The sequence below is a fragment of the Mucispirillum schaedleri ASF457 genome, from assembly GCF_000487995.2.
GTDB lineage: Bacteria > Chrysiogenota > Deferribacteres > Deferribacterales > Mucispirillaceae > Mucispirillum > Mucispirillum schaedleri.
Window position 1 is genome coordinate 1,730,667 of the sequence record NZ_CP097562.1, and the last position, 24,025, is coordinate 1,754,691.

The 24,025-nt window shown below is 28.7% G+C and carries 20 protein-coding genes, 1 tRNA gene and 1 pseudogene; 10 read left to right on the forward strand and 12 right to left on the reverse strand.

The features are described from left to right. Positions 1-110 precede the first annotated feature (110 nt). The 7 genes from N508_RS08130 to N508_RS08160 form a co-directional block, all read right to left on the reverse strand. Positions 111-2,879 (reverse strand): zincin-like metallopeptidase domain-containing protein, encoded by a 2,769-nt coding sequence (locus N508_RS08130; protein ID WP_023275924.1) that lies wholly within the window; start codon positions 2,877-2,879, stop codon positions 111-113. Next, positions 2,872-3,033, reverse strand: coding sequence for a hypothetical protein (locus N508_RS08135; protein WP_023275925.1), 162 nt, complete (start codon positions 3,031-3,033; stop codon positions 2,872-2,874). The genes N508_RS08130 and N508_RS08135 overlap by 8 nt, the downstream gene beginning before the upstream one ends. Positions 3,034-3,078: 45 nt before the next feature. Then, a complete protein-coding gene (locus N508_RS08140) occupies positions 3,079-5,409 on the reverse strand; it encodes a DNA topoisomerase (protein ID WP_023275926.1) in 2,331 nt (776 codons plus the stop codon). Between the two features lie 95 nt (positions 5,410-5,504). Further along, positions 5,505-6,035 carry a S26 family signal peptidase gene (locus tag N508_RS08145; protein WP_023275927.1) on the reverse strand — a complete coding sequence of 177 codons (531 nt, stop codon included), beginning with the start codon at positions 6,033-6,035 and terminating at the stop codon, positions 5,505-5,507. A gap of 16 nt (positions 6,036-6,051) precedes the next feature. Next, positions 6,052-7,899: a type IV secretory system conjugative DNA transfer family protein gene (locus tag N508_RS08150; RefSeq protein WP_023275928.1), complete on the reverse strand. Its 1,848-nt coding sequence runs from the start codon at positions 7,897-7,899 to the stop codon at positions 6,052-6,054. A 3-nt stretch (positions 7,900-7,902) separates the two neighbouring features. Then, positions 7,903-9,870: a TraI/MobA(P) family conjugative relaxase gene (gene traI / locus N508_RS08155; RefSeq protein WP_023275929.1), complete on the reverse strand. Its 1,968-nt coding sequence runs from the start codon at positions 9,868-9,870 to the stop codon at positions 7,903-7,905. Then, entirely contained in the window at positions 9,867-10,217 is a 351-nt protein-coding gene (locus tag N508_RS08160; protein WP_023275930.1) for a plasmid mobilization protein, read from the reverse strand. Before N508_RS08160 ends, traI begins: the two co-directional genes overlap by 4 nt. A gap of 266 nt (positions 10,218-10,483) precedes the next feature. On the opposite strand from N508_RS08160, the gene N508_RS08165 reads away from it, so the two are divergent. Continuing rightward, positions 10,484-11,014 (forward strand): hypothetical protein, encoded by a 531-nt coding sequence (locus tag N508_RS08165; RefSeq protein WP_023275931.1) that lies wholly within the window; start codon positions 10,484-10,486, stop codon positions 11,012-11,014. A gap of 16 nt (positions 11,015-11,030) precedes the next feature. Then, positions 11,031-11,816, forward strand: a complete 786-nt coding sequence (locus tag N508_RS08170; protein WP_023275932.1) for a nucleotide-binding protein — start codon at positions 11,031-11,033, stop codon at positions 11,814-11,816. Positions 11,817-12,518: 702 nt separating this feature from the next. Here N508_RS08170 and N508_RS08175 read toward each other — a convergent pair. From N508_RS08175 to N508_RS10980, 3 genes and pseudogenes are all read right to left on the reverse strand, one after another. After that, positions 12,519-14,075, reverse strand: a complete 1,557-nt coding sequence (locus N508_RS08175) for a sigma factor-like helix-turn-helix DNA-binding protein (RefSeq protein WP_023275933.1) — start codon at positions 14,073-14,075, stop codon at positions 12,519-12,521. Positions 14,076-14,543: 468 nt separating this feature from the next. Beyond that, entirely contained in the window at positions 14,544-14,813 is a 270-nt protein-coding gene (locus tag N508_RS08180; RefSeq protein ID WP_244891706.1) for a hypothetical protein, read from the reverse strand. Between the two features lie 12 nt (positions 14,814-14,825). Continuing rightward, positions 14,826-14,933, reverse strand: a pseudogene (locus tag N508_RS10980) (hypothetical protein); the annotation flags it as partial. Positions 14,934-15,212: 279 nt separating this feature from the next. Between N508_RS10980 and N508_RS08185 the strand changes: the two are divergent. The 6 genes from N508_RS08185 (at position 15,213) to N508_RS08210 (ending at position 20,556) form a co-directional block, all read left to right on the forward strand. After that, on the forward strand, positions 15,213-16,151 hold the full coding sequence (locus tag N508_RS08185; RefSeq protein WP_076654143.1) for a DDE-type integrase/transposase/recombinase: 939 nt from the start codon (positions 15,213-15,215) through the stop codon (positions 16,149-16,151). Between the two features lie 346 nt (positions 16,152-16,497). Further along, the gene (locus N508_RS08190; RefSeq protein WP_179077821.1) at positions 16,498-17,382 is read left to right on the forward strand and encodes an IS30 family transposase; all 885 of its coding nucleotides are present in this window, start codon (positions 16,498-16,500) and stop codon (positions 17,380-17,382) included. Between the two features lie 193 nt (positions 17,383-17,575). Continuing rightward, the gene (locus tag N508_RS08195; RefSeq protein ID WP_023275935.1) at positions 17,576-18,595 is read left to right on the forward strand and encodes a ketoacyl-ACP synthase III; all 1,020 of its coding nucleotides are present in this window, start codon (positions 17,576-17,578) and stop codon (positions 18,593-18,595) included. A gap of 88 nt (positions 18,596-18,683) precedes the next feature. Then, positions 18,684-18,756: transfer RNA gene (locus N508_RS08200), tRNA-Asn, on the forward strand. Positions 18,757-18,940: 184 nt separating this feature from the next. Further along, a complete protein-coding gene (locus tag N508_RS08205) occupies positions 18,941-19,693 on the forward strand; it encodes a hypothetical protein (RefSeq protein ID WP_251930601.1) in 753 nt (250 codons plus the stop codon). 14 nt (positions 19,694-19,707) lie between these two features. Continuing rightward, on the forward strand, positions 19,708-20,556 hold the full coding sequence (locus N508_RS08210; RefSeq protein ID WP_251930603.1) for a sigma factor-like helix-turn-helix DNA-binding protein: 849 nt from the start codon (positions 19,708-19,710) through the stop codon (positions 20,554-20,556). Positions 20,557-21,061: 505 nt separating this feature from the next. Here the strand turns inward: N508_RS08210 and N508_RS08215 are convergent. Together N508_RS08215 and N508_RS08220 are read right to left on the reverse strand one after the other, a co-directional pair. Continuing rightward, complete coding sequence (locus N508_RS08215) at positions 21,062-21,313, reverse strand: nucleotide-binding protein (protein WP_023275937.1); 252 nt, start codon at positions 21,311-21,313, stop codon at positions 21,062-21,064. Positions 21,314-21,373: 60 nt separating this feature from the next. After that, positions 21,374-21,913 carry a hypothetical protein gene (locus N508_RS08220; protein WP_023275938.1) on the reverse strand — a complete coding sequence of 180 codons (540 nt, stop codon included), beginning with the start codon at positions 21,911-21,913 and terminating at the stop codon, positions 21,374-21,376. A 276-nt stretch (positions 21,914-22,189) separates the two neighbouring features. Here N508_RS08220 and N508_RS08225 point away from each other — a divergent pair, with 276 nt between their 5' ends. Both N508_RS08225 and N508_RS08230 read left to right on the forward strand, forming a co-directional pair. After that, on the forward strand, positions 22,190-22,531 hold the full coding sequence (locus tag N508_RS08225) for a plasmid mobilization protein (RefSeq protein ID WP_023275939.1): 342 nt from the start codon (positions 22,190-22,192) through the stop codon (positions 22,529-22,531). Between the two features lie 521 nt (positions 22,532-23,052). Next, positions 23,053-23,949, forward strand: coding sequence for a tyrosine-type recombinase/integrase (locus N508_RS08230; protein ID WP_023275940.1), 897 nt, complete (start codon positions 23,053-23,055; stop codon positions 23,947-23,949). Positions 23,950-24,025: the final 76 nt, after the last annotated feature.

Genomic DNA, 24,025 nt, shown 5'->3' on the forward strand with positions numbered 1-24,025 from the left:
CAAGAAAATTTATTTAAGCACTGCTGCATAATTATCCACAAGTTATGCAGCAAATATTTTTTATATATCAAATAAATATACTATTTGATTAAAATTTAAGCATTATCTGATTATAAGGAATGAAAAGTCTCTACTGTAATAATTTTTCCTTCTTTTGTAGTTCTTACTCTGCCTTTTGAATTATCTTTTACAACTATCTGGTTTTTTTCCTTTTCCTGCTTTTGTGTTTTATCCAGCTTCAAAACAGGCTGCAAAGATTTCTGAATATTTTTTAATGCTTCATCACGAGACAGCCCATATTTAGAAACAATATCATTAAAATCACCAGCAACTTCTTTACCATTGATTTTTGGAACTGTTACAGTAACATTTTTGTATTTATCACATACAGCATTAGCAGCATTTAAACCAATATTACCAACTTTATTAGTTAAATCATTATCAGCTGCAATTATTATATTCATTTCTGGATATTTATTAGTAATTGCTTTGACAGTATGTTCAAGATTATTTGCACTCATTGCAGCTATAACTTTTAATTCTGGTTCTTTCACTGCTTCATTAATACTTGCAGCAGTAGCATAACCCTCTGTAATAATGATTGATTTAGCAGATTTTAAATCAGATATATTACCATCTACAATATGAAATGCACCAACTTTATTTGTATTTTTAGCAAATCTTTTTTCGCCATTCTCATCAATATATTGTGCTGATTTTAATCTGCCATCTATATTAAAAAGTGGAATCGTGATAGTGCTATCCTGACCAGCATATATATTTTTTGTTGGCTCTATCATTTTATTAGATAAATAAGTATGTTCTGATACAGCTTCTTTATTCATAAATTTAGCATATATTGCTTTTTCTGCCTTTTCAGTTAATATTTTATCCTGCTGCTCTCTTTCTGCTTTTTTAGCCTGATACAATGCTTTCATTTCTGCCTTTTCTTCCTGCGAGATACCATACTCTTTTGAATTCCATTTGATTTCTTCTCCCGTGCGGTTATTCATAAAATAACCATTTGCTACACCATCAGCGTGAAGCACATAAAAACCTGACTGTTCTTTATCTTTATCACCGTCAACTGCTATTCTATGCTTTTGACCATCTGCAATAACAGTATTTTCTAATACACCAGCAGATTTTATGCGGTCTAAAAATTCTTCTTCAATATTTAAAGGCATATCATACTGAACTTTATTATCAATATTTTTTATATCCCATTTAAAAAATTTTTCTTTTTCTTCATTCTTGCAATACCAAAATTTGCCATCTTTATCCCATTCAGCACCAAGAGTTTTTGCCTGGTCTTTTTCATCATACGGCACAGCAAGGATATATTTTTTTTCCTGCTTATATGCTATTTTATTTTGCTGCATTTGCTCTTTTCTAGAAGCTAAATCTTGTTCATTAACTTTTTCCCATTTTTCAAATAAAGAGATATTTACATCAGCAGGCACAAACCAACACATATTATTTCTATCCCATTTTGCACCAAGTGATTTAGCTTCATCTTTTTCAGCTTTTGGGACATTTATATAAGTAACAGAGTTATTTTTATCTACATTTATTTCTGGTGTTTCTTTTTCCATAGTCTGCTCATTAGTATTTACTTGTTGCAGATACTCTAAATATCTATCTTCTTCTTTTTTAAAGTCTAGCAACTCATCATTAGGTACCATTTTGATATATTCTAAAGCATCAGAAACTTTTTCTTTTCCTCCAAATTCATAATCGCCTATATCAATTCTAATTCTCCCTGTATCATATTCTTTATAACTGAATGCAAATCTAGTTTTATAATAGTAATCTCCATCAATATCTTCCCCACTCAATTTCCTTTCTTGAATTTTATTTTGCTCAATATCTGACTTTACTAATTTGTCTAAAAATTTATAAGCCTCTTCACCTCTTAATATAGTATCTTCTTTGATTCCAAAATCCATTTCAGACCATGCAAAATTTATAACTAAATCTTTGAAAAAGCCTTTTTCTTTGTCATTTTCTAATATTAATTCATTTCCTAAAATAAGTTTAGCTGCCTTATCAGCTTCTTTTACTGCGTTATATAAAAATGATGGTTCATCTCTTATTGCTTTTGCCCACGATTTTAAATAAGCAATATTATTCTTGTCTGGCTCATGACCTAAACCGCATTGAGTGCCTACAAGAAAGGAAGTAATTTCAGCGACAAGTTCTTCTTTTGCATAGCTTTCTGTGCCAAATGTGCCAGACATATTACGATTATTTCTGCTTGAATGACCTGTCCAGTGTCCAAGTTCGTGTAAAGCAGTTCTATAATATTCTTCACTGTTTACAAACTGCTCTTTTAAAGGAAGAGTAATTGTATCTGTTACAGGGCTGTAATAGGCTCTGTCTTGTGCTTTATGCTTAATTTTAGCTCCAGAATTATTTAAAATTTCTTCAGCTTTTTCAATAGGGTTAAAATCTATTTTTTTAGGCTCATAAGCTGGCAGTCCTTCGCACTGCTCCGCATTAAATACCACACTCCATACAGCTCTTGGTTTTTCAAGTTTCTCTGTAACCACAATTTCTTCGCCTGTTTCTTTATCTATTTCTTTTCTTGTTTCAGTAGTCTGTAGATACATGATAGGTGTTCCTTTTTCACCAGCTCTAACTTTTGCATTCTGTTCCGCAGCCTGTAAAAAAGTAAGCCATCTGGCATCTTCATAACCTCTATCTGTTGCAATATCTATTAAGTTCAACATATTCATTCCGTTATATTCTTTACCAGTTTTTATATTAAATGGTAAAAATCCATTACTGCTCCACGATTTTTGCCATGGGGCTTCATTTTTTTCTATCAGGTCAGCAAATTTATTTGCCAGCTCATAGTATTTGTTTGTTTTACTCATCTTCCACCTCGTCAAACCTTGCATTTAATGCATATTCTTCTGATACTGCTGTTTCAACTTGCAAGCCTAAAATATCAGCTTCATCAGGGGTAAGTTCTACCACTGCTCCCGGGATGTCTAAATCTATTAGTTTTTGTTCCAAAATTTCATTCATAATTTCACCTCATTTATTTTTTTATAATTTTAGCCGCTAAAATTATTAATCCTTTTTTGCTAATTCTTTATTGTATATTGGTTCGCCATTATTATCTTGGTAGATTGTTTTGCATTTCGGATAAGCAGAACAGCCCCAAAACCAGCCATTTTTTCCATTTCTTCTAACAAGTTTGGAGTTGCACTCTAAACAGCGATACTGCTCTGATGGAACAGCTTTTTCCCTAATAGTTAAATCTGGTTTACCTTTATCATCATTAAATGTTTTGCTGCATTCTGGATTTTTACATTTCCAGTAAGCACCATATTTGCCTCTGAATTTTAAAAGCTCACCTTTTTCGCATACTGGACAAGACACACTTAAATATACATCAGGTTCACCATTATTATCTTGATAAGATACTTTACATTCTGGATAAGTAGAGCAGCCCCAGAAATAACTGCTTTTATCTTTACCTTTTCTTTTAACAAGATAGCCAGTATCGCAGTTAGGGCATTTTTGAGCATTGCTTTTAAATACTGCTTCGCTTGATGTTATTTTATCTATTTCTTTACTTGAAAACTCTGTTATAGAGTTAATAAAGTCATCAAGTTTTGACATATTTGTATTAATTTCTTTTATATCTTCATGCCATAAGGCTGTCATATCTGGATAAGTGATTTCATCTGATAAAAGTGATATAAGCTCTTTACCTAAATCAGTAGATACTATATTTTTCTTGTCATCTTTAATATAGCCCCTGTCATATAATGTTTTAATGATCGCTGACCTTGTAGCAGGTGTGCCTATACCACCGCTTTCACCAGCCTTGTCTTTATCTTTTTCTTTTAAAAACTGTTTTGTTTTTTCATTTTTGCAGTAAACAGCTACTCTTTTTAAATCATTTAAAAAGCTGTCAGTTGTGTATAACTTTTTAGGCTTTGTTTCTTCTTTTAAAGAAATAAAGTCTATTTTCTCTACTGGTTTTTCTTCATAGATTTTGCTGTAATCAAAATTACCTGATACTGTTTCATCTTCTTCTTTTTCTGATAATATTCCTTTCCAGCCTGCATCTAACAGCTGCCTGTGATTATTAATTAAATAATCATCATTAATTTTAATTGTAATTGTATGCTTTAAATATTTTGCTGGTGGTAAAAACTGCATAACAAAACGATTGGCTATTAATAAAAATACTTTCTTTTCATCATCTGAAAATGCAGAAAAATCCAGTTTTGTTTCTGTTGGAATAATAGCAGTGTGTGCTGTTGTTTTTGATGAATTAAATGCTTTTGATTTTATATCTATATTTGCATTATTTACTATATTTTGTAGTTTTTCATCGTTAATATCTTGCAGGCAGGCAATTATAGCTGGTGATTGCTCATAAGTTTCATCAAGCAGATAGTTACAGTCTGAACGGTTGTATGTTATTGCTTTATGTTTTTCCCTTAAATCCTGAGTAACAGACATTACCTTATCTGCTTTCATATTGTAAAGTTTAGAACAGTCTACCTGTAAATCTAGCAAGTTATATGGAAGTGGAACGGTATCTATTTCTTCCTTTGTTTCATACTTAAATACAACTGCTTTACTTTTATTGTCATTTAAACGATTTATTATGGTATTAGCAGTTTCTTCTGATGTAATTTTTTTAGTTTCATCTATTTCTTCAGCTTTTGTCTGATATATAAAATCAAGACTGCTGCCAGCAATTGCAGTGCTGCCTTTTATTGTATAATAATATGATTTTACATGATTTTTTATTTCCTGCTCTCTACGGACAATCAGTGCAAGCATAGGTGTCTGAACTCTGCCAATAGATATTACATTATTATTGCCAGCTTCTTGATTTTTAAGAGTATATCCTCTTGTTAAATTGTAACCAAATGTTTTATCTGCTAATGTTCTTGCAAGAGCCATATATGATAAATTAAGATATTCATTATTATCTTTTAAATTAGATAATTCTTTTTTAATGCTTTTAGTATTAAAATCATTTACAAGAAGTCTTTTGATAGTCTTTTTAGAATTGCCTTTTAAATCAATAATATTCTCTTTATAAAGAATGCTGTCTACTATTAATTGACCTTCTTCATCTGGGTCGCCTGCATGAATGATAGTATCTGACATATCTATTAATGTCTTAACTATATTATACTGCTTTTTAGTGTTTTCTTTAATTTGAAAATTCCAGCCTTTATGTTTTAATGGCAGATTATCAAAACTCCATTTACTGTTTTCATCTGGAAGCATTACTTCTAAAAGATGACCAATACACCAAGAAATATAATATTCCTTGTTTTCATAATAGCTGTCTTTCTTCTGAAAATCTGTGCCAATAGCCTCTTTTATTGCTTCCGCTAGTGCTGGCTTTTCTGCAATTATTAGCTTCATAGTTCAACTCCGTAAATTTTAGCCGCTAAAATTTTTAGCAGCTTTATTCATTTAATTATTTATACAAATACAGACTGAACTATAAATTGATAGATTTATTTGAATATAATTAGTGGCACAACTTCTTTTTTTACTTGATATTTTTTTATTATTCCAAAATACCTGCTGTCATAAGAATGTTTATTATAGTCTGATAGCATAAAGTATTCATCAGATTTCAGAATAAACTCTTTATTTTTATTATATGCTTTATTTTTTAAAATAATTTTAGTATTTGCTATTAATTCATTATTAACAAATACACCATCATCTGTAATAAGTATTTTATCAAACGGCAATCCTAATGCTTTTTTTAAATATTTTGGTGTCTTACCACAAGATTTACTAATATTACCCCAGAAACCATTTTGCTCTGCAAACTTCATTTTTTCATCATATTCAGGGCAGAAAATGTATAGCTTTCCCTGTTCTATATCTTCAAAATTCCTGTTGAAATAAAGTCCTGTTGGAAAAGAATGTGAGTAATTTATTGTAAAAAAAGAGAAAACTGTATTTAAAATTAATATTAATACTCCAATAAATAAAAGATATTTAATCAGCCTTATCAGTATCTGATATTTTTTCATTTTCCTGCTCCTGCACTTATTCTTTTTTAATACTTTTTGGTTTAAGTTTTTCAAACACTCCTATTTTATCGGACTCTTTTGGTGCTGGAATACTAGCACGATAAGAAAATGCTGGGTCTTGAAAATATAAAGCCTGCACACCTTTAATTGCAGGATAACCAGCAACAAATATCAACATTTCACCTGCTCTTGTGATTTCACCTTTGGCATTTTTATCTGCTCCTCTCAATCTCATACATTCATCAGGTGTCAAAAGATTTCTTTTTGTATGCTGGTAGCTTTTAGAATAATTTTTATTACTTAATAAACCACCACTAGATGATATAGATATATTTTCATCAACAATGGTAGCTTCACCAGTTGCATTAGATAAATATTGTGCAGTTTCATATCTATTAGGTGCATAAGCATTTTGTATATGACAGTTAGAAGTTATACTTTCATTTTTACCATATTTATCCTGCAACTGTGATAAATCCTGCACAATTAAATAAGCCTTTATGCCATAGCCTGCCATATATGCTAACGCTTTTTGCACTTCATCCATCTTCCCCAAAGATGGAAATTCATCAAGCATTAAAAGCATTCTATGTTTATAGTTACCAGCTCCACGAATAGCATTATATCGTTTAGTATCTTTACCCTGTAAAAATCTACCTGCTTTTTCAATAACAGAATAATCTTTAAAATTATCACTTTGAAAAAATCTAAATTCTGATACATTTTTTCTTATAAGCATATTGACTAATAGTCTAAATAGTGGACTTATCCTTGTTTGGTCTGATGGCTGCACTACAATATATAAAGATACTGGTGTATCGCTATTCATAATATCATAGACATAAAAATCAGAAGTATTTGTATTTTTGGCAACTATTGGGTCTCTATATAGTGCCAGCTCTGATTTTGCTGTTGATACTATACTTCCTGCTTCATTTTCTGGTTTATCTTTCATATCCTGTCCTACCTGTCTAGCTACTTGATTATCAGATTTACTCATAGCTTCCCACAGACTTTGCAACGGCAGTTCAGGGTCTGATAACATTTTATCAAGATATGAAAGACTGACCTGCCCTTTTTCTTGTTTTTCTTTGTCATTAATGAGATAAAGTATGCAGCCAGTTAAAAGTGAGTAAGCTGTTTTTACCCAGTGGTCATCAAGTCCTTTACCCATAGGGTCTACAATTAAAAGTGCTATACTTTGAGCATCTGATACTTCATTATCTCCCTTTCTGATTTCCAATAATGGATTCCATTTTACAGAATCTTTTACTGCTGGCTCAAATTTAAGAACTTTATTATTCAAACCACTTTTTCTAAATCCTGCTGTCATATGCCATAACTCTCCTTTTATATCTGTTGCAACCAGCGAATGCTTCCAATTAACTAAAGACGGAACAATTAAGCCGACACCTTTACCACTTCTAGTAGGAGCATAGGTTAAAATATGCTCTGGTCCATTATGTATTAAAGTATATTTTTTTGGTTTTCTTAAAAATCTCTTTTTTTCAAAAGCACCTACAATTACACCTTCATCTGATAATAAACCCATCTGTTTTATATCATTAATATCTGCCCATCTGGCTGTTCCATGCAGTGCCTTATTAGCTTTTGATTTGCCACGATTTATGATTAACGCTGTCAATATTACACCAAAACACAGCACTGGCAGCATGTAAAAAAATGATTTATTTACTAAATCATAACCTGCACTTCCATATGTTTTAAAAAGCCATTCAATAGATTTCCAAAAATGATTGTATTCAATTATTCCTTTCAGCTGGTAGACAATATATATTGTAACCGCTTGAAAATATAAAATAATTGAACCAAAAAATACAAATAAGCCTGTAATCGTTTTCATACATTACCTCTCTAATCCTTTATTTTTATTATTTATATTTTCTTTATTCTGTTCTTTTTCTTTAATATGATATGTTGTTGAGACATAAATACTGTTATCATTATCTTTTTTGTATAAATATAATTTTTGACCATTATGTTCTTTAGTGGATATTCTTTTATAGAAATTATCAGGGCTTGAAAGTTCTTTAAATGTTATTCTAGTTTTTTCTTTCTCATTAACAAAACATTCTATATCATAACTGTCTTTTATCGGAGTATTAACATATACAGTATCGCCTTTTTTATACTGCTTTAATAAAATATAATCTTCTTTTATTGGTTCTTTAATATATACGGTATTACTTGTATTTGACTTAAATTTTAATAAGAATTTATCATTATATTTAAAATAGCCTTGATAAATATATTCCTGTTCTTTACCGTCAAATTTGGCAAAACTTATTATTTTACTGTTTCTTTCATTGACATATGAAATAAGATTATCCTGCTTTAAAATTTTAGCCGCTGAAATTTTTTGATTTATATTATTATCTTGAAATGTAATATCTAAATCATTTGCTGCTATTATATCAATTATTTTTGCTTTAAACTCATCTGTGCCATTTAATGTATCTGGTTTAATATTATTATCTTTTAATATTTCAACAGCTTTTTTGATATTATTATATTTTGGTGTTAGAAAAATAGATATATTTGTAGCTTTCAGCTTATTATTTAAAATATAAGTGCCGTTCTTGGTTATTTTTAAAGCACTGTTTTTAAGTCCTTTAAAATCACCTTTAATATAATTAATACGGCTTTCTTTTATATTTTTTAAAGCAAGCTCTGCTTTTTCATTAGTTAGTGCCTGCTGCTGCAGCCAGACATCATAATTATAATATTTGTATTTATCATTTATTTTTTTTATTTCTTTCTGGCGTTCTTCTCTTAATTTTTCAAGTTTTGCTTTTGCCATAGCTCTTTTATTCATTTTGATTAATATTCTATCAAGCTCACTGCCACCAGCCATTCGGCTTAAATTATCTATTATATCACCAGAATATTTAGCAGCATCCATGTATTCATTTTTAACAACCTGCTTTTCCTGCTTTGATTTTATTTTTCTACTGGTATCTATAAGGTCATACTGCTTTTTTAAAGATAAATCTTGATACCTTTGATATGAGTTTTGAATATTATTTAAAGATTGTGATGGTTCAAAGATGCCATACTTCTTTTCTAGTGAATTTAAAGAGTATTCTCTTTGGACTGCACTTGCCTTTATATTTATCTTATCATCTATTAAATCTTTAAATACTGCACCATTGCCATATTTTCTATACTCAACACCATTTTCTTTCAGCTTATCATGAAAATCCTGCCATGATTTACAATCTGATAAATCAATATTCTCTACATAGCTTTTAAAACTTATCTGTGTTGCTCTGCTGTCAATATCATTAGCCACATAACATCTATTATCTTTTGTTTTTTCATTAGAATGTGTTTGATTTAAATTATATTTATTTTCTAATTCCATAGCTTTTTCAGATAGTATTTTATAATCACGAAAAGGCTCATGAATTGTATATTTTTCTGGGTTTATTTTATTTATTGCTATATGCATATGCAGGTTATCTGTGTCATCATGAATTACAGTTAATCTTTGGTGTTTACTGTATCCTAAACTATCTATAAGCTCATTATTGATATTTTTTAAAGTTTCAATATCTGGTCGTTCCTCTGCCCCAAAAGAAACTATTAAATGATATGTTTTATCTGATTTTGCATTACTCATTGACTGCACTGATTCTATATCTTCAATGAACAAATCTAAATCATCTATATCATAAATATCATCAGGTTCTATCCAGACACCAACATTACGGATATTTATATCCGACTGCACCTGCTCCTGCGTAATATATTCTGTTAATCTTTTAAAAGATGATTTAATAGATTTATCTAACTTTGCTGCTTTTACTATCATACAATGCCCAAATCATTTTTTAAATTTGAAATAATACCTTTAATTTCTTTTTTCAGTTTTTCATTATCTTTAATAACCATATCAATTCTTTTTTTTGATATATCATCAAGAGATGAAATATGCAGTTTTAAAAGACCAGTGTTTTTACCAAACAAACCTGCAAGCCGTCTTAATTCATTAATGTGTGCAACATCTAATTTTGACGGCACTTCATAATTAGTAATAAGTCTGCGGATATATTCCGCTTTTGAATTAACACCTGAAAGAAAAAAGTTTTTTTCAAATAAGAGCCTGTCTTTTTCTGACAATCTGAAAATAAATTTTTTATTTTTAAAATCTTCACTCATAGAGTGATATCCTCCTTTCGTTCTTTTCAAAAGAACCAAGATAAAATTAGAGCATTTATGCGAATTATTTTCGTGAATGTATATACATTCACCTATCTTGCCTATAAAACATAAGCGACTTTTGGCGACTTTAAGCGACAAAAAGCGATATTTAGCGACTTTAAGAGATTTTAGGCGATTAAAGGCGACTATTTAGTAATATCAATGCAAAGTTCACTTCTTATTAGTATATACTTATATAAACTGACAATTTTAGGTGTAATGCTATGAATAATAAAATTGATGATTTATATGACAGATTAATACAAAAAAACAAATATGTTTTATTAAGAAATTTTTTAGAAAATAATAAAAATCAGATTATAAAATCACTGAGATATAAAGTTAGTCATAAAAATATTTATACTGAATTTAAAAATATATCTAATTTAGATATTAATTATAAATGGTTTTGTAAAATCCTTTCAGAATTTAAAATAAAATATATTTATAGCCAAGAATTAAAAGATATTACACCAAAAGAAAAAATAGAAACAAGTGATATAGAACAACCAAAAATTTTAGCGGCTAAAATTTCAGAAGTGGAGCCACCAGCACAAGCAAAAAAGACTGAAAAAATAGAAACTAAAAAATATGTTCCAGCTGACGAAACACCAAGTAATAATACAAATTCAGAAGAGCCACAAAAATTATCAAGAAAAGAAAGGCTTTTAGCAATTAAAAATAGTGAAGATAAAATTATTGATGTTCAAAAAGACCAAGAAAAATTTATTTGGACACCAAGTATAAAAAAATAAATATAAGGAGTAGACTATGTCTGAAACAGAAAACAAGAAATTAAAAAACTTTCACTTTATTTTGCAGGGAAAAGGCGGGGTAGGAAAAACAACTTGTGCTTCCTTTATAGCTCAATATTTAAAAGACCATTTACAAAAAGAGTATCTTGCAATAGATACTGATCAGGTAAACGCCAGTTTTGCCAGTTTTAAGGCTTTAAATGTGGAAGCTCTAAATATTATGGAAAATAATCAAATACTGCCTCGTGGCTGGGATACACTGCTTGAAAAAATAATAAACAGCGATAAGTCAAATATTATCATTGACAATGGAGCCAGCTCATTTGTGCCATTAATAGCATATGCTATTGAAAATGATATGGTGGATTTACTCACATCAGAAGAAAACAGCTATGCAGGTAATATTTTTATACATGTAGTAATAGCTGGTGGCGAGGGTTTGTCACATACACTGGCAGGTCTTAATATGATTTGTGAAAAATTTAATCAAGATAATGTAATGATTATTGTATGGTTAAATGAATTTTTAGGCAGTATTGAACAGGCTGGAAGACAGTTTAAAGATATAGATGAATACAAAAAAAATAAATCAAGAATATTTACTGTTATCAAAATACCAACATATACAAGTGATACATTTGGAAAGGATATTTCTGATATGCTTTCAAAAAATAGAACATTCTCTGAAATGATAGTATCGCCATCTGTAAATATTGCTTCAAGACACAGATATAAAAAAGTACAAAAAGAAATATTTACACTGCTAAATAATATCAATGATATTTTTGAAGAAAGCGAATAAATTTTATAAAAATTTTAGCCACTAAAATTTTTTACTTGTAATATAATCATTGTATTACGCCAGTATAAAACTGATAAAAAGATTAAAAAAGCTGTTAAAGCAGCACAAACACAGTAAAAAATTCAATTTAATCAACAATCAAGAGGGCTTATTTTAGCCTTCTTTTTTTTAAAAAAAATGGCGGTCAAAAATTCTACTCTAAACTATCTAACTTTATTCAAAATATTTACATCTGTTATATATCAATTTAAATTTTAAAGATTTTCTACTATACTTTTTTTAAAAACATCTACCAGCAAATAATAATATATGCAATATTAAAAGTTATCTTAACTATCATAAAACATAAAACTTGAATATGCGATATACTCTTTTTCTTTTTTTTAAAATTATTACTTCCTTCTTTTTTATTTGGCGTCATAAAACATTAAAAATATAATAATATACCTTTATCTTTATATATTCTTATAAACTATATTAAAAATTGTAATCAGTGTATGAATTTTTGCGAAGTGTTTTGATAAATACACCAATGAAAAAATATTGATTTTTAAATTTTTAATAAATTTTCTACACAATTTCTACATAATATACCAGGAATAAAATTTATAATTTAAATTTTCTTGATATACTGTATTTTTTGATAAATGTGAGAGAGTATAGTATTATATTGTAATGTGTTGGTTAGTATTTCATCAGAATTTAGCTGTTATTTATAAGATGCCTTATTTCATTTTCCATATCTGGTGGAAAATGCTCTCTCAAAAGCAGAATAGCTTTTTTATATATTCTTGCTATAAGTGATTCTGAAAGATTTAATATTTTGCCTATTTCTTTAAAAGTCAGATGATGCCCATCATAGCCTATATAGTGCTTAATTATAAATATACTTCTTTCATCTAATATACTAAAAAGTTTATTTATGCCTGTATTTTTATCAAAATTAATCTCTAACGGCTTTTCTTCCATCTTACATACAGATAAATCTAAATTATCAAATTCATACTCATAATTGATTATAGAGCTTTTATTTTCAAATGTATCTATTAATGACCTTTTTTGATACATATAATCTTTTAATCTGTATTTTATTGTAGATATCGTAAAATTATCATTATTATGATGCTTCTTAAAGTATTCATAAGCTGATTTTAATGCTTCCTGATAAAAATCTTCAAAATCAATATCTGTAACACCTGCTGATGAACTGTAATACCATTTCTGTAATGCACCTTTTAAACTATTTATATAATTTAATGCCCTTTGCCATATTTCTATATCAGATATGACTTTATTCTGATTAGGTTCATCTTTATCAGTTTCATCACTGCTTAATAAGTTATTTTTTAACTTATATATAAATCTTTTAGCCTTTCTTTTAGAAAGTGCTTTTGAAAGGTTATATAATTTATCATATGATTTTTTTATTTTTGCTGGTGTTGTAAACTCTTTAAAATCAAAATAGTTTAATGTGATAAAAGAAAAAATATGCTTTAAAATTAATGGATTATAACCATCATTAAGCATTCTTTTAATAGTCATTTTATAACTTTTAAGCTCACTTTTAGAAAAAGAAATATTTACCTGCTTTAAATATTCTTGATATATGCTAAATAGTTCAGCAGTAAATTTATTTATATCATCAGCACTGTAATTATTTGTGATTTTAGATACATTGATTTTATAATTATAGACACCATAAACAAGTTCAGCTGCAATGTAATCATCAGCTATAAGCTGCTTTAAGATAGAACGAATAGAACTTTCACTGTTATTTACGCCCAGCATTGATTTTAATTTGCTGGCAGATATTCTTATCTCATTGATACCTGATAGTGCATATGTTCTAAATTTGTTTAATAAAGCAGCTGTAAGATAATGAAAATCATACTTTAAATCAATTCCTTCTATTAGTGCTAATATATCCTGGTTATCAGAAATTACTTTATCAGTCGGTTCATATAAATCTTGGTTGTATATTAAACTATTGCTTTTATATTTGCGAATTAGACCAAGTTCAATAAGCTGTTCCAGCTTAGCTCTTATAGTTTGTTTTGTCTTTTCATTTAAAGTCAACCTTTTAATATCATTTAAAGTAAGTTTATCTTTTTTAGAAAAGATTATCTGATTAAGCAGGACGGCAAGTTCTAAATCCTGTGTCAATTCCAGTAAATAATCCCGCACTGGTATTTTTACAGAATCATATAAATCTTGACTGTGAAAATAAATTTGCTTTTCTCTTATTTCAGTGCTTACCATAAAGCACCGCCATATAAGAAAAACAATATTTTGTAGTTTGAAATGCACCGCCTATTAAATAATAGGCGGTAAAAATAATGCCGTTAGAAGCAGGAGAATATTTTTGATTAGCACAACAAAAGAACTCTATGCTTCTAACAAATATCCCTGAAATAATTATATAAAAAAATTCAGGGTATAATAAACCTCTCTACCAGATTAGGAATCCGTCGCTCTATCCAACTGAGCTACAGAGGCAGATTACATCTGATTATTTTATATTAGAAAAACTTAATACAAGTATTATATGATTAAGCTTTATTAGAACTTCTATTTATAAAGCATAATTTATTGCTTGCGTCAAGCTCTTTTTTGCTGTCATTTGCTAAATGTAAACTCTAAAAACGATTGCAAGATTTTAAGCATTGTTTTATGTTCTCATAAAAAATATCATTAGCCGATTTATAGTTAAATAATTTTCTAGGATAATTATTCATCCAGTCCCCAAATTTTTTTAATATAAGCAGCTGAAAAATTTTTAATAATTGTTGATATACCCTGATGCCTTAATTCACCAGATATGGCATCGGGGGAATACTTCTCGTCTAACTTACTTTGTATATAACTTAATAACAAATTGTCTTTTTCATAGAACAACTTTCGCCCTGTTTTACTCATTAACTGTCCCCTTATGTTTAATGAATAATAGGCACTGTATTCTTTTCTTACACTCCAGTCACTGTTGCGAAACTCTACCATGCCCCGTTTAATTTCTTGGTATATTGTGCTTTTGTCTCTTTCTAATAACTCCGATATCTCACTTACATTCATTTTTGATTTTAATAATATTTCTAGTTTGCAGCATTCTGATGAACTTAAGTGTTTATTTTTTTTGTCGTTTTAGTGTAGTATACATTAGTGGTTGTTAACTCCTTTTTATTTTTTTGGCTGAAAAATAATATTTTATTTAAAGAGTTTTAACAACCACTTTTTTTGACTCAATTGTTTTGAAATCGTTTTTGGATTTTACCATATAGCAGACTTTTACAATTTTGTAAGAGTATAAGACATATGTTACAAAAATAAGTACAACAAAATACCTCTTAGTATATAGTATAAAATTAAGCAAAAAACTAAACTAAACTAAGAGGTATCACAATGAATAAAGTGATAATAACAGAAGAAATGCGATTTCGTCAACGGTTATGTGAGTATGCATTAAAAAAAGGAGCAACGAAAGCAGCCCGCAAATATCAAGTGAACCGTATGTTTGTATACAGGCATTTAAAGAAATATGATGGAACAGTTCAGAGTTTATCTTTTAAAAGTCGTAGACCAAGAAACAGTCCAAATAAGCATAGTAAAGAAGAGCTTGATTTAATATTTAACACATATGCCGAGCATGGTTTGTATGGTAATGCGGAGGTATATGTCAGACTTCTAGAAATTGGTTATAATCGTAGTTTTGGCAGTATGTGTATACAGATAAGGAAGAAAGGCTTAAAGTCATTAAACAAGTCAAAAAAGAGCTATACAAGATATGAACCAATAACAGGTCAGTATATAGGCGACAAGGTTCAGATAGATATAAAATATGTTCCACAGGAATGTATAATGTTTTCCAGCTATGGTAAAAAATATTATCAGATAACAGCGATAGATGAATACAGCAGAATGAGAGTATTAGAAATAGTAGAAGAAAAAAGCACATTTGAAACAGGTAAGTTTTTAGACGAACTGGAAAATAAATTTGGCTTTCCACTAAAAACAATTCAAGTGGATAATGGCTATGAGTTTGTAAATGATAAGGAAGTTACAAACAAGAAAAGCTATTTTGAAGAGACAGCTGAAAAGAAAGGATATACTATTAAACGAATAAGACCTTATTCACCTTGGCAGAATGGAAAGGTGGAAAGAAGTCATAGAGAGGATGGAAAAATTTTATATGCAAATAATAAATTCTATTCCAAAGATGAATTAATTAAGGCTCTTAAAAAGCATGAAGATAGATATAATAATACTGCTAAAACATGCTTAAATTTTAAATCTCCATATGAGATTGTTATTGAAAATAAATTATTGCTTGATTTATATTAATTTAAGATTTATTTTTTATTAAAAATGTAACATTTGTCCTGTTAGTTAAGAACCATATAGCAGACTTTTGGTAAATTCTAAAAACGATTGCGAAAAAGTGAATAAATAAAAAAGTGGTTGTTAAAACTCTTTAAATAAAATAATATTTTTTAGCCAAAAAATAGAGTAAGAGAGGTAACAACCACAAATGGATACTACACCAAAAAATCGTAAAAATAAACACTTAAATGCATTTGAGTGTTATAAATTAGAAGGTCTGTTGAAATCCAAAGTTAGTGTGTTGGAAATAGCGTAGATATTATGCAGGTCTAAAAGCACGATATACCGAGAAATAAAGCGAGGGACAGTGGAATTTCTCAACAGTGACTTGAGTGTAAGGAAAGAATATAGTGCATACTATTCTCTAAATATAAGGCAAGGTTTAATGAGTAAAACAGGTAGGAAATTACAATATAACATTGAATATGGCTTATTAGACTATATACAGAGTAAGTTAGATGAGAAGTATTCCCCAGATGTTATATCTGGAGAGTTAAGGCATCAGTGTATATCAACAATAAGTACCCAAACAATATATAACTATATATCATTAGGACTATTAGAAAGTATAGAATATAGAAAATATACTAAACAATGTAAAAGTAATCCACGAACAGCCTATAATAATACACGCGGCAGAAGTATAGACGAACGACCATTTGAACTGAAAGAGCGACTATATGGCAATTGGGAGATGGATACAGTGGTGGGCAAACAAGGCAGTAAATCAGCCTTACTGGTGCTTACAGAACGAGTATCACGGTTTGAAATAATAATCAAATTAAGAAATAAAACACAGAAAAGTATAATAGCAGCATTAGATAAGTTAGAAAGAAAGTATAAAGATAAATTCAGCTTAATATTTAAGAGCATAACAGTAGATAATGGTGTAGAATTTTTAGATATGGCAGGTTTAGAAAAATCAGTGTATGATAAAGTATCTAAACGAACAACTATTTATTATGCTCACCCTTATTGCTCTTGGGAGAGGGGAAGTAATGAGAATAATAATAAACTTATAAGGAAATTTATTAAAAAGAAAACTGATATTAAAAACTTTTCAGCTGCTTATATTAAAAAAATACAAGACTGGATGAATAATTATCCTAGAAAATTATTTAATTATAAATCGGCTAATGATATATTTTATGAGAACTTAAACAACTGCTTAAAATGTTGCAATCGTTTTTAGATTTTACAATATAGCAGACTTTTACAATTTTTACTTGTCAAAACAATATAAATATATTATCTTTATGGTTTAACAATGAATAATGAAAGTTATCATTTTTGTTTTTATCTGTGGCACAATTTTTTAAAAAACTAATTTATTTTATTTTGTCTTTATCTGCCACGCCATTATTTTTTATATGAGGTTTTTTATTATGGCGAAACGAGCTTATATTAAGCATATTACATCTTACTACCCAAATAACTTTGAGTTTAATAACCCAGAGAACCGTATTACAAGTAAAATAGGGGTTTTAAGACGCCCTGTTGCACTTCCTAATGAATGTGCGTCAGATTTAGCTGTAGAAGCAGCAAAAATTATGTTTGCAAAATACAATGTGAATAAAGAAGATATTGATGCACTTGTATTATGCACAGAAACACCAGACCATATTATGCCTGCAACATCATGCATTATACACGGCAGGCTTGGTTTAAAAACAAACTGTATGTGTCTTGATTACAACCATGGCTGCACAGGTTATATTTATGGGCTTTCTATTGCAAAAGCATTAATAGAATCAGGTCAGGCTAATAATGTCCTTTTGCTTACAGCTGATACATTAAGCAAACTTATTCACCCAAAGGATATGAGAACGAAACCGCTTTTTGGTGACGCAGCTGCTGCAACATTGGTAGCTTCTACATATTCAAGAACAGAATATCTTCGCGGATTCCAGTTTGGAACAAACGGTGTAGATTTTATGAAAATCATTATAAACTATGGTATGATGCGAATGAAGTATGCTTCAAAGGAAGAAGCATATAGAGAGATAGAAGACCAGTATGGCAATGTCCGCACAGATGCTGCTGTATATATGGACGGTAAAGGTGTTGTGCAGTTTACTCAGACAGTTGTGCCGCCAATGCTTAACTCTATTTTAGAAAAAAATATGCTTTGTCTTGATGATATAGACAACTTTATTTTTCATCAGGCAAATAAATTTATGCTGCAGACTATCCAAAAAGCGTGTAAAATACCAGATGATGGCAGATATTTTAATGACTGCGAAGATACAGGCAACACTGCTTCTGCAACTATACCTATAGCTATTAATAAAATGCAGTCATTAAATATTCCACTTGGCAGAAGAGCATTGTTAATGGGCTTTGGTGTTGGTTTAAGCTGGGGTGGATGTCTTGTAGATTTAACACTTATGGACCCTGAAGAATAATTTTAAATTTTTTTAAAAAAAGTTGTTGACAACTGAAATAAAATATGGTTTACTCTGCAAACACTGAATAGATAATCTTTTCAGACATTCCCCGATAGCTCAGTCGGTAGAGCAAGTGACTGTTAATCACTGGGTCGGCGGTTCGAGCCCGTCTCGGGGAGCTTCTTTTTATACCTTATTAGTAGTTTGCTATTAATAAAGGGTTATTATTAACTAAAAGCAAATTTATAATTTTGTCGCAAATCTTTATAACTTCCTTGCTTTTAGTTTTAGATTTTACCCCCTATTTAATAGGGGGTATATCCAACACTACAATTTATCAATTATCTCTTTTGGTGGTTCTTTATGGTAACCGCTGAAAGACGCCAAAAGCAAATCCGCTTTCACAGTGTAGATTTATATAATTCTATACAAATTCCAGTGCGTGATTATTTACTGGAATTGACGAAAGATTTAGAACTTGCCGTCCTGCTTAATCAGATGATATTTTCTAAAAAAGAATATATGACATTGAATGACATAAAACGGCTGTCATTAAATGAGAAAACAAAACAGACTATTCGGGTTAAGCTGGAGCAGCTTATAGAATTTGGTTTAATAAAAAAGTATAAAAATAATAAGATTATATATAATCAAGATTTATATACAGTATCTGACAGCATAATATCTGCCCCAGAAGATAATAAAATATTAGGAATAGTAGAGGGGAAAGACTTAAATTATGAATTTCACTATTTAATGGCAATGATTATAAATAAATTTAGAACTTATGCATTAAGTGGCATAAATGAGCTAACTATATCAGTATATCAATTAAAAATAATGCTGGGTGTAAATAACAGTGAAAGTTCTATCCGTAATGTTTTAAATCAGCTTGAAGAAGATAACTATATAACAATTGAAAACAGTAATAACATAAATACATATATTATTAATACAGATAAAATCATAAATAATTACAGCCTTGAAGATATAAAGAAATATACTGATGAACTGGTAAAATATTATGAAGAATATTTAAAACGAATGGCATATTATATTTATAAAAACAGGTTGAAAAATCAAATCACTATTGACTATTATATTAAAAAACATTAGACAGATTTAAAAATATGATTAAAAAGATGTTTGAAACTGGTAAAGCTGATTATTATATATTAAAGCATATAATAATCTACTTAATCCATAATATAGATTTAGAGAAATATACAAATCCAAGTGCTATCAAAAAAGAATATAATGAGCTGGCGGAATTATCAAAAGATTTATCTAAAAGAAAGGCTAAACGGTTTATATATAAATTTCAAAATAACTTACTTAATGAAGAAAGCTGTAAGGCATTAAATAAAATCTACTGGGAAGAAGCATATAAATTAATAGATAACTATAAAAATATATTTCGTTTAAAATATTTTGAAAGCAGGGCAGGTGTTAATTTAATAGATTTTGAAGACTACAAGCAGGAAGCAGTTTATACTGTATATAAAACATTAAAAAAATATAATATTATTGATATAAACGATAATACAAAATATGATGCAGAATTTTTATTAAGTGCAATATTATACAGATTAAAAGAGAAAATGTTTAACAACAGGGAAACCGTAGAAACAGAAGAAAATAAACGAACAATAGTGAAATATTCAACAGATATAAGTAATTTAAATTTATCAGCCTATTTAAATAACGAAGAGCAGGAACAAGAGCAGGTAGAAATAGATTTTGATACAAATACAGGCATAAATAAACTTTTTAGTATATTGAATGAAAGAAGTATATTTATAATAAAAAAATATACAGGTTATGACGGTCAGACTTTAACATTTAAAGAAATAGGGGAAAAGTTAGGCATAACAGAAAGTATTACAGCAAGAATATATAAAAGAGCTATCCAGCAATTACGGCAGCACTTCCCGCCCGATAAAGAGCAGGAATTAAGGCAGTTGATTTTTAAGACTTAACCGCTGATGAAACACCAAACAGCATAACCAGAATAACCAAAACATCCCAAACAATATAATACTATCTACTCTTAAATTAATCAAAAATAACGATATACCAGGAAAATTTAAATTATAAATTTTATTCCTGGTGTATTATGTAAAAATTGTGTAGAAAGCTGGCACCAAAGAAAGAAAATAATTTTTTATTTGGTGTTTTTTTATATCAGCAGTTCGCAAAAATTCATACACTACTCGCAATTTCTAATACACTCTATATAAAGAATATATAAAAATAAAGGTATTATATATTTATTATATATATATTTATAACGCCAAAGAAAAAAAGAAGGAATAATTTTTAAAAATAAAAAAAAGAGTATATCACACATTCAAGTTTTATGATGTATGATAGTTAAGATTATCTTTAATACTGCATATATGATTATTTGCTGGCAGATGTTTTTTAAAATGTATAGTAGATAATCTTTAAAATTTAAAATGATATATAGCAGATGTAAATATTTTAAATAAAGCTAGACAGTTTAAGCAGAGTAGAATTTTTGACCGCTTCTGTTATAATGTTATCCTGCATAACATTAATAGTTTCTACATTTAAGGCTTTAAATTTTGCAAAGCTGGCGTTTACCTGGTCAGTATCTATTGCCATATAATCCTGTTTTAGATAATCTTTTAAATACTGTGTAATAAAGGTTGATACTGTTGTTTTTCCTACTCCACCCTTTCCTTGTAAGATAAAATGAAAATTTTTTCTCATTTCTGTTTCTCCTTTTAATAGTTATATTTTAAGTATTTTATACTTAATTTGCATTTACTTTTATGTCGGTTTCCAAATAAACTCTTCTTTTAATTCCATTGATTTTGGTTGACTTTTTAAATATTTAAAATATTCATTTAATGAGTTAAACCCTGCTTCTTTCCATTTTGGAATTTTGCCACTTGGCTTTTCATCCGCTGGAACATCTTTTTTAGTTTCTGCTTTTTCCTGCTCTTTTGGTTGTACTGGTTGCTCTGATTCCGAAATTTTAGCCGCTAAAATTTTCGGCTGTTCTATCTCTACTTTTTTCTCTGGTGTGGTGATACCTGCTTGACTGATTGCCTGCATTTGTTTTTTATATTCTGCTTCTGTTAGGTTATAAATGTATTTCTTTTTAAATTCTGAAATAAATTGACAAAAATATTTATAATCAATATCTAATTGTGTTCTTTCAATAAATACTTCATATATATGTATATATCTTACTTTATCATTAAGAGCCTTTAATATATCATTTTTATTTTTTTCTAAAAAACTTCTTAATATATTATATTTATTTTTACTAATTAGCTCGTCATATAAACTTTGTTCTTTTTTCATATCTATACTCCCTACTAGTATATACAGATACCAACTGAACATATTTATTGATATAAGTTAATAATCAAAAATTTTCATAAATATTTATATAATTATTACATAAGTTCAGTTGTTATCAGTATATATCAGTAGCACAATATATATAATCAGCTTTTATCGGTTGCAATTTACAGGCAAGATGGGTGAATGTGGGCACATTCACGGGAAACAATTCGCATAAATGCTCTAGTTTTATCTTGGTTCTTTTGAAAAGAACGAAAGGGGGATATTTTTATTATGAATAAAAAAGATAAGTGGTTTAAACTACGATTAACACCAGAAGAAAAAGAACTTTTAAAAAGCAAGGTTGAAAAAGTTGGGTATATTACACAGTCGGATTATATTCGCCGTTTAATTACAGATGTAGAAATACCCTGTTATTTAGACAAAGTTAAGTTAAATGATATTAGACGGCTTGCTGGTCTGCTGGGTAAAAATACAGGGCTTTTAAAAATGTATATTATGGAACTTGAAGAACCTAATAAAAAAATGATTGATAAAATTATCAATAATAATGAGAAAATCAAAAAGGAAATAAGGCAAATATTGGAACAGATAAAAGCAAAATTTAATATATAAAAATTTTAGCGGCTAAAATTTTATATAATTGCCTGTCTGCTTAATCGTTAAGCAGGTTGACATAAACATTTGAAAATACTAAAAAAGCATTGTGGATTATCTGGGGATAAGTATTTTAACTTGTAATTTTTTTATTTTTGGTGTTAAATACATACGGCACGGTGCGATTGATGGGATAGCCTACATCATAATGGAGGTAGGCTTATGGTATATGAAAGCTGGATTATTCAAATAATCTTAGTAATCATAATTGCCAGCTTAATACAAAAGCTGAAATAATCCATAAAAAAAACCGTCTATATATCGCAGTGTAGACGGTTATTTTTTTTAAAACCAAAAACACGGGGCTATACATCAGTCCCCTGTGCTACTCTTAATATAATCAATATTTTATATAAATTCAAGTCTTTTTTTACTTACACCATATAAAAAATAATACTTCTTGGCAATTCTTTTGCTTATTCTACAACTACAAAATATTTTAGTGGCTAAAATTTATATTATTTTTTGGAGTATTAATTATGGATAGTTTAGAAGCATTACAGCAAATAAATATTTTATCATCTGCAATTTTATCAAATTTTAATTCTATTACATTAAAAGAGTATATAGAAGACTATTATATACCTTTTCAGAAAAACGCCAAAAAAGAAACAAATTACAGGCATATTTTAGGGCAGTTAAATATTATAGCAGGCTATGATTTTACAGATAAGGCAATAAATGCAGTATCTGAAAATGATATAATAAACTTTTTTAATATTTTAAAAAGTGATAGGAATATTAAACAGGCAACACAAAACCGTTACAGGTCATTATTAAATCATATCTTTAATACAGCGATTAAAGATAAAGTAGTTAATTACAACCCAGTAAAATATACTAAAAAATTCAAAGAAATAAGCAGGGACAGGGCTTTAAATAGTAGTGAAATAAAAGCACTATTGCAGGCTTGCAGTGATTCCAGGAATCAAGAATTATACTATATTGTCATGATTGCATTATATACTGGTATGAGATACAGCAATATAGTAAATATGAAGAAATCAAATATTAAAGGTAATGTTTACCAGCTTGACGGTAACGAAACTAAATCAGGCAAAGGGCAGCTTATATATTTACATCAAGATTTAATGAATGAATTAAATAAGCATATGCAGGCTTATAATAGAGATAATATATTTATTACAAAAAGGGTCAAGCGGTCATTTAAAACAGCCTGTAATAAAGCAGGTATAGAAAATTTTAGATTCCACGATTTAAGGAGGACATTTGCAACTTTTTTACTGTATAATAATACTAATATTAAAACTATTCAAAATATACTGGGGCATAGTTCTATTATGATGACAGAGAGATATTTAGCAAATGACAGCAAAAAAGAGCTTGACGCAATTAATAAATTATGCTTTATTTAGATTGCGACAAAATGTAAGGAAGTAAACAATGATTTTTCCATAATATATTACTCAAACATAGTATAATAATCAAGGT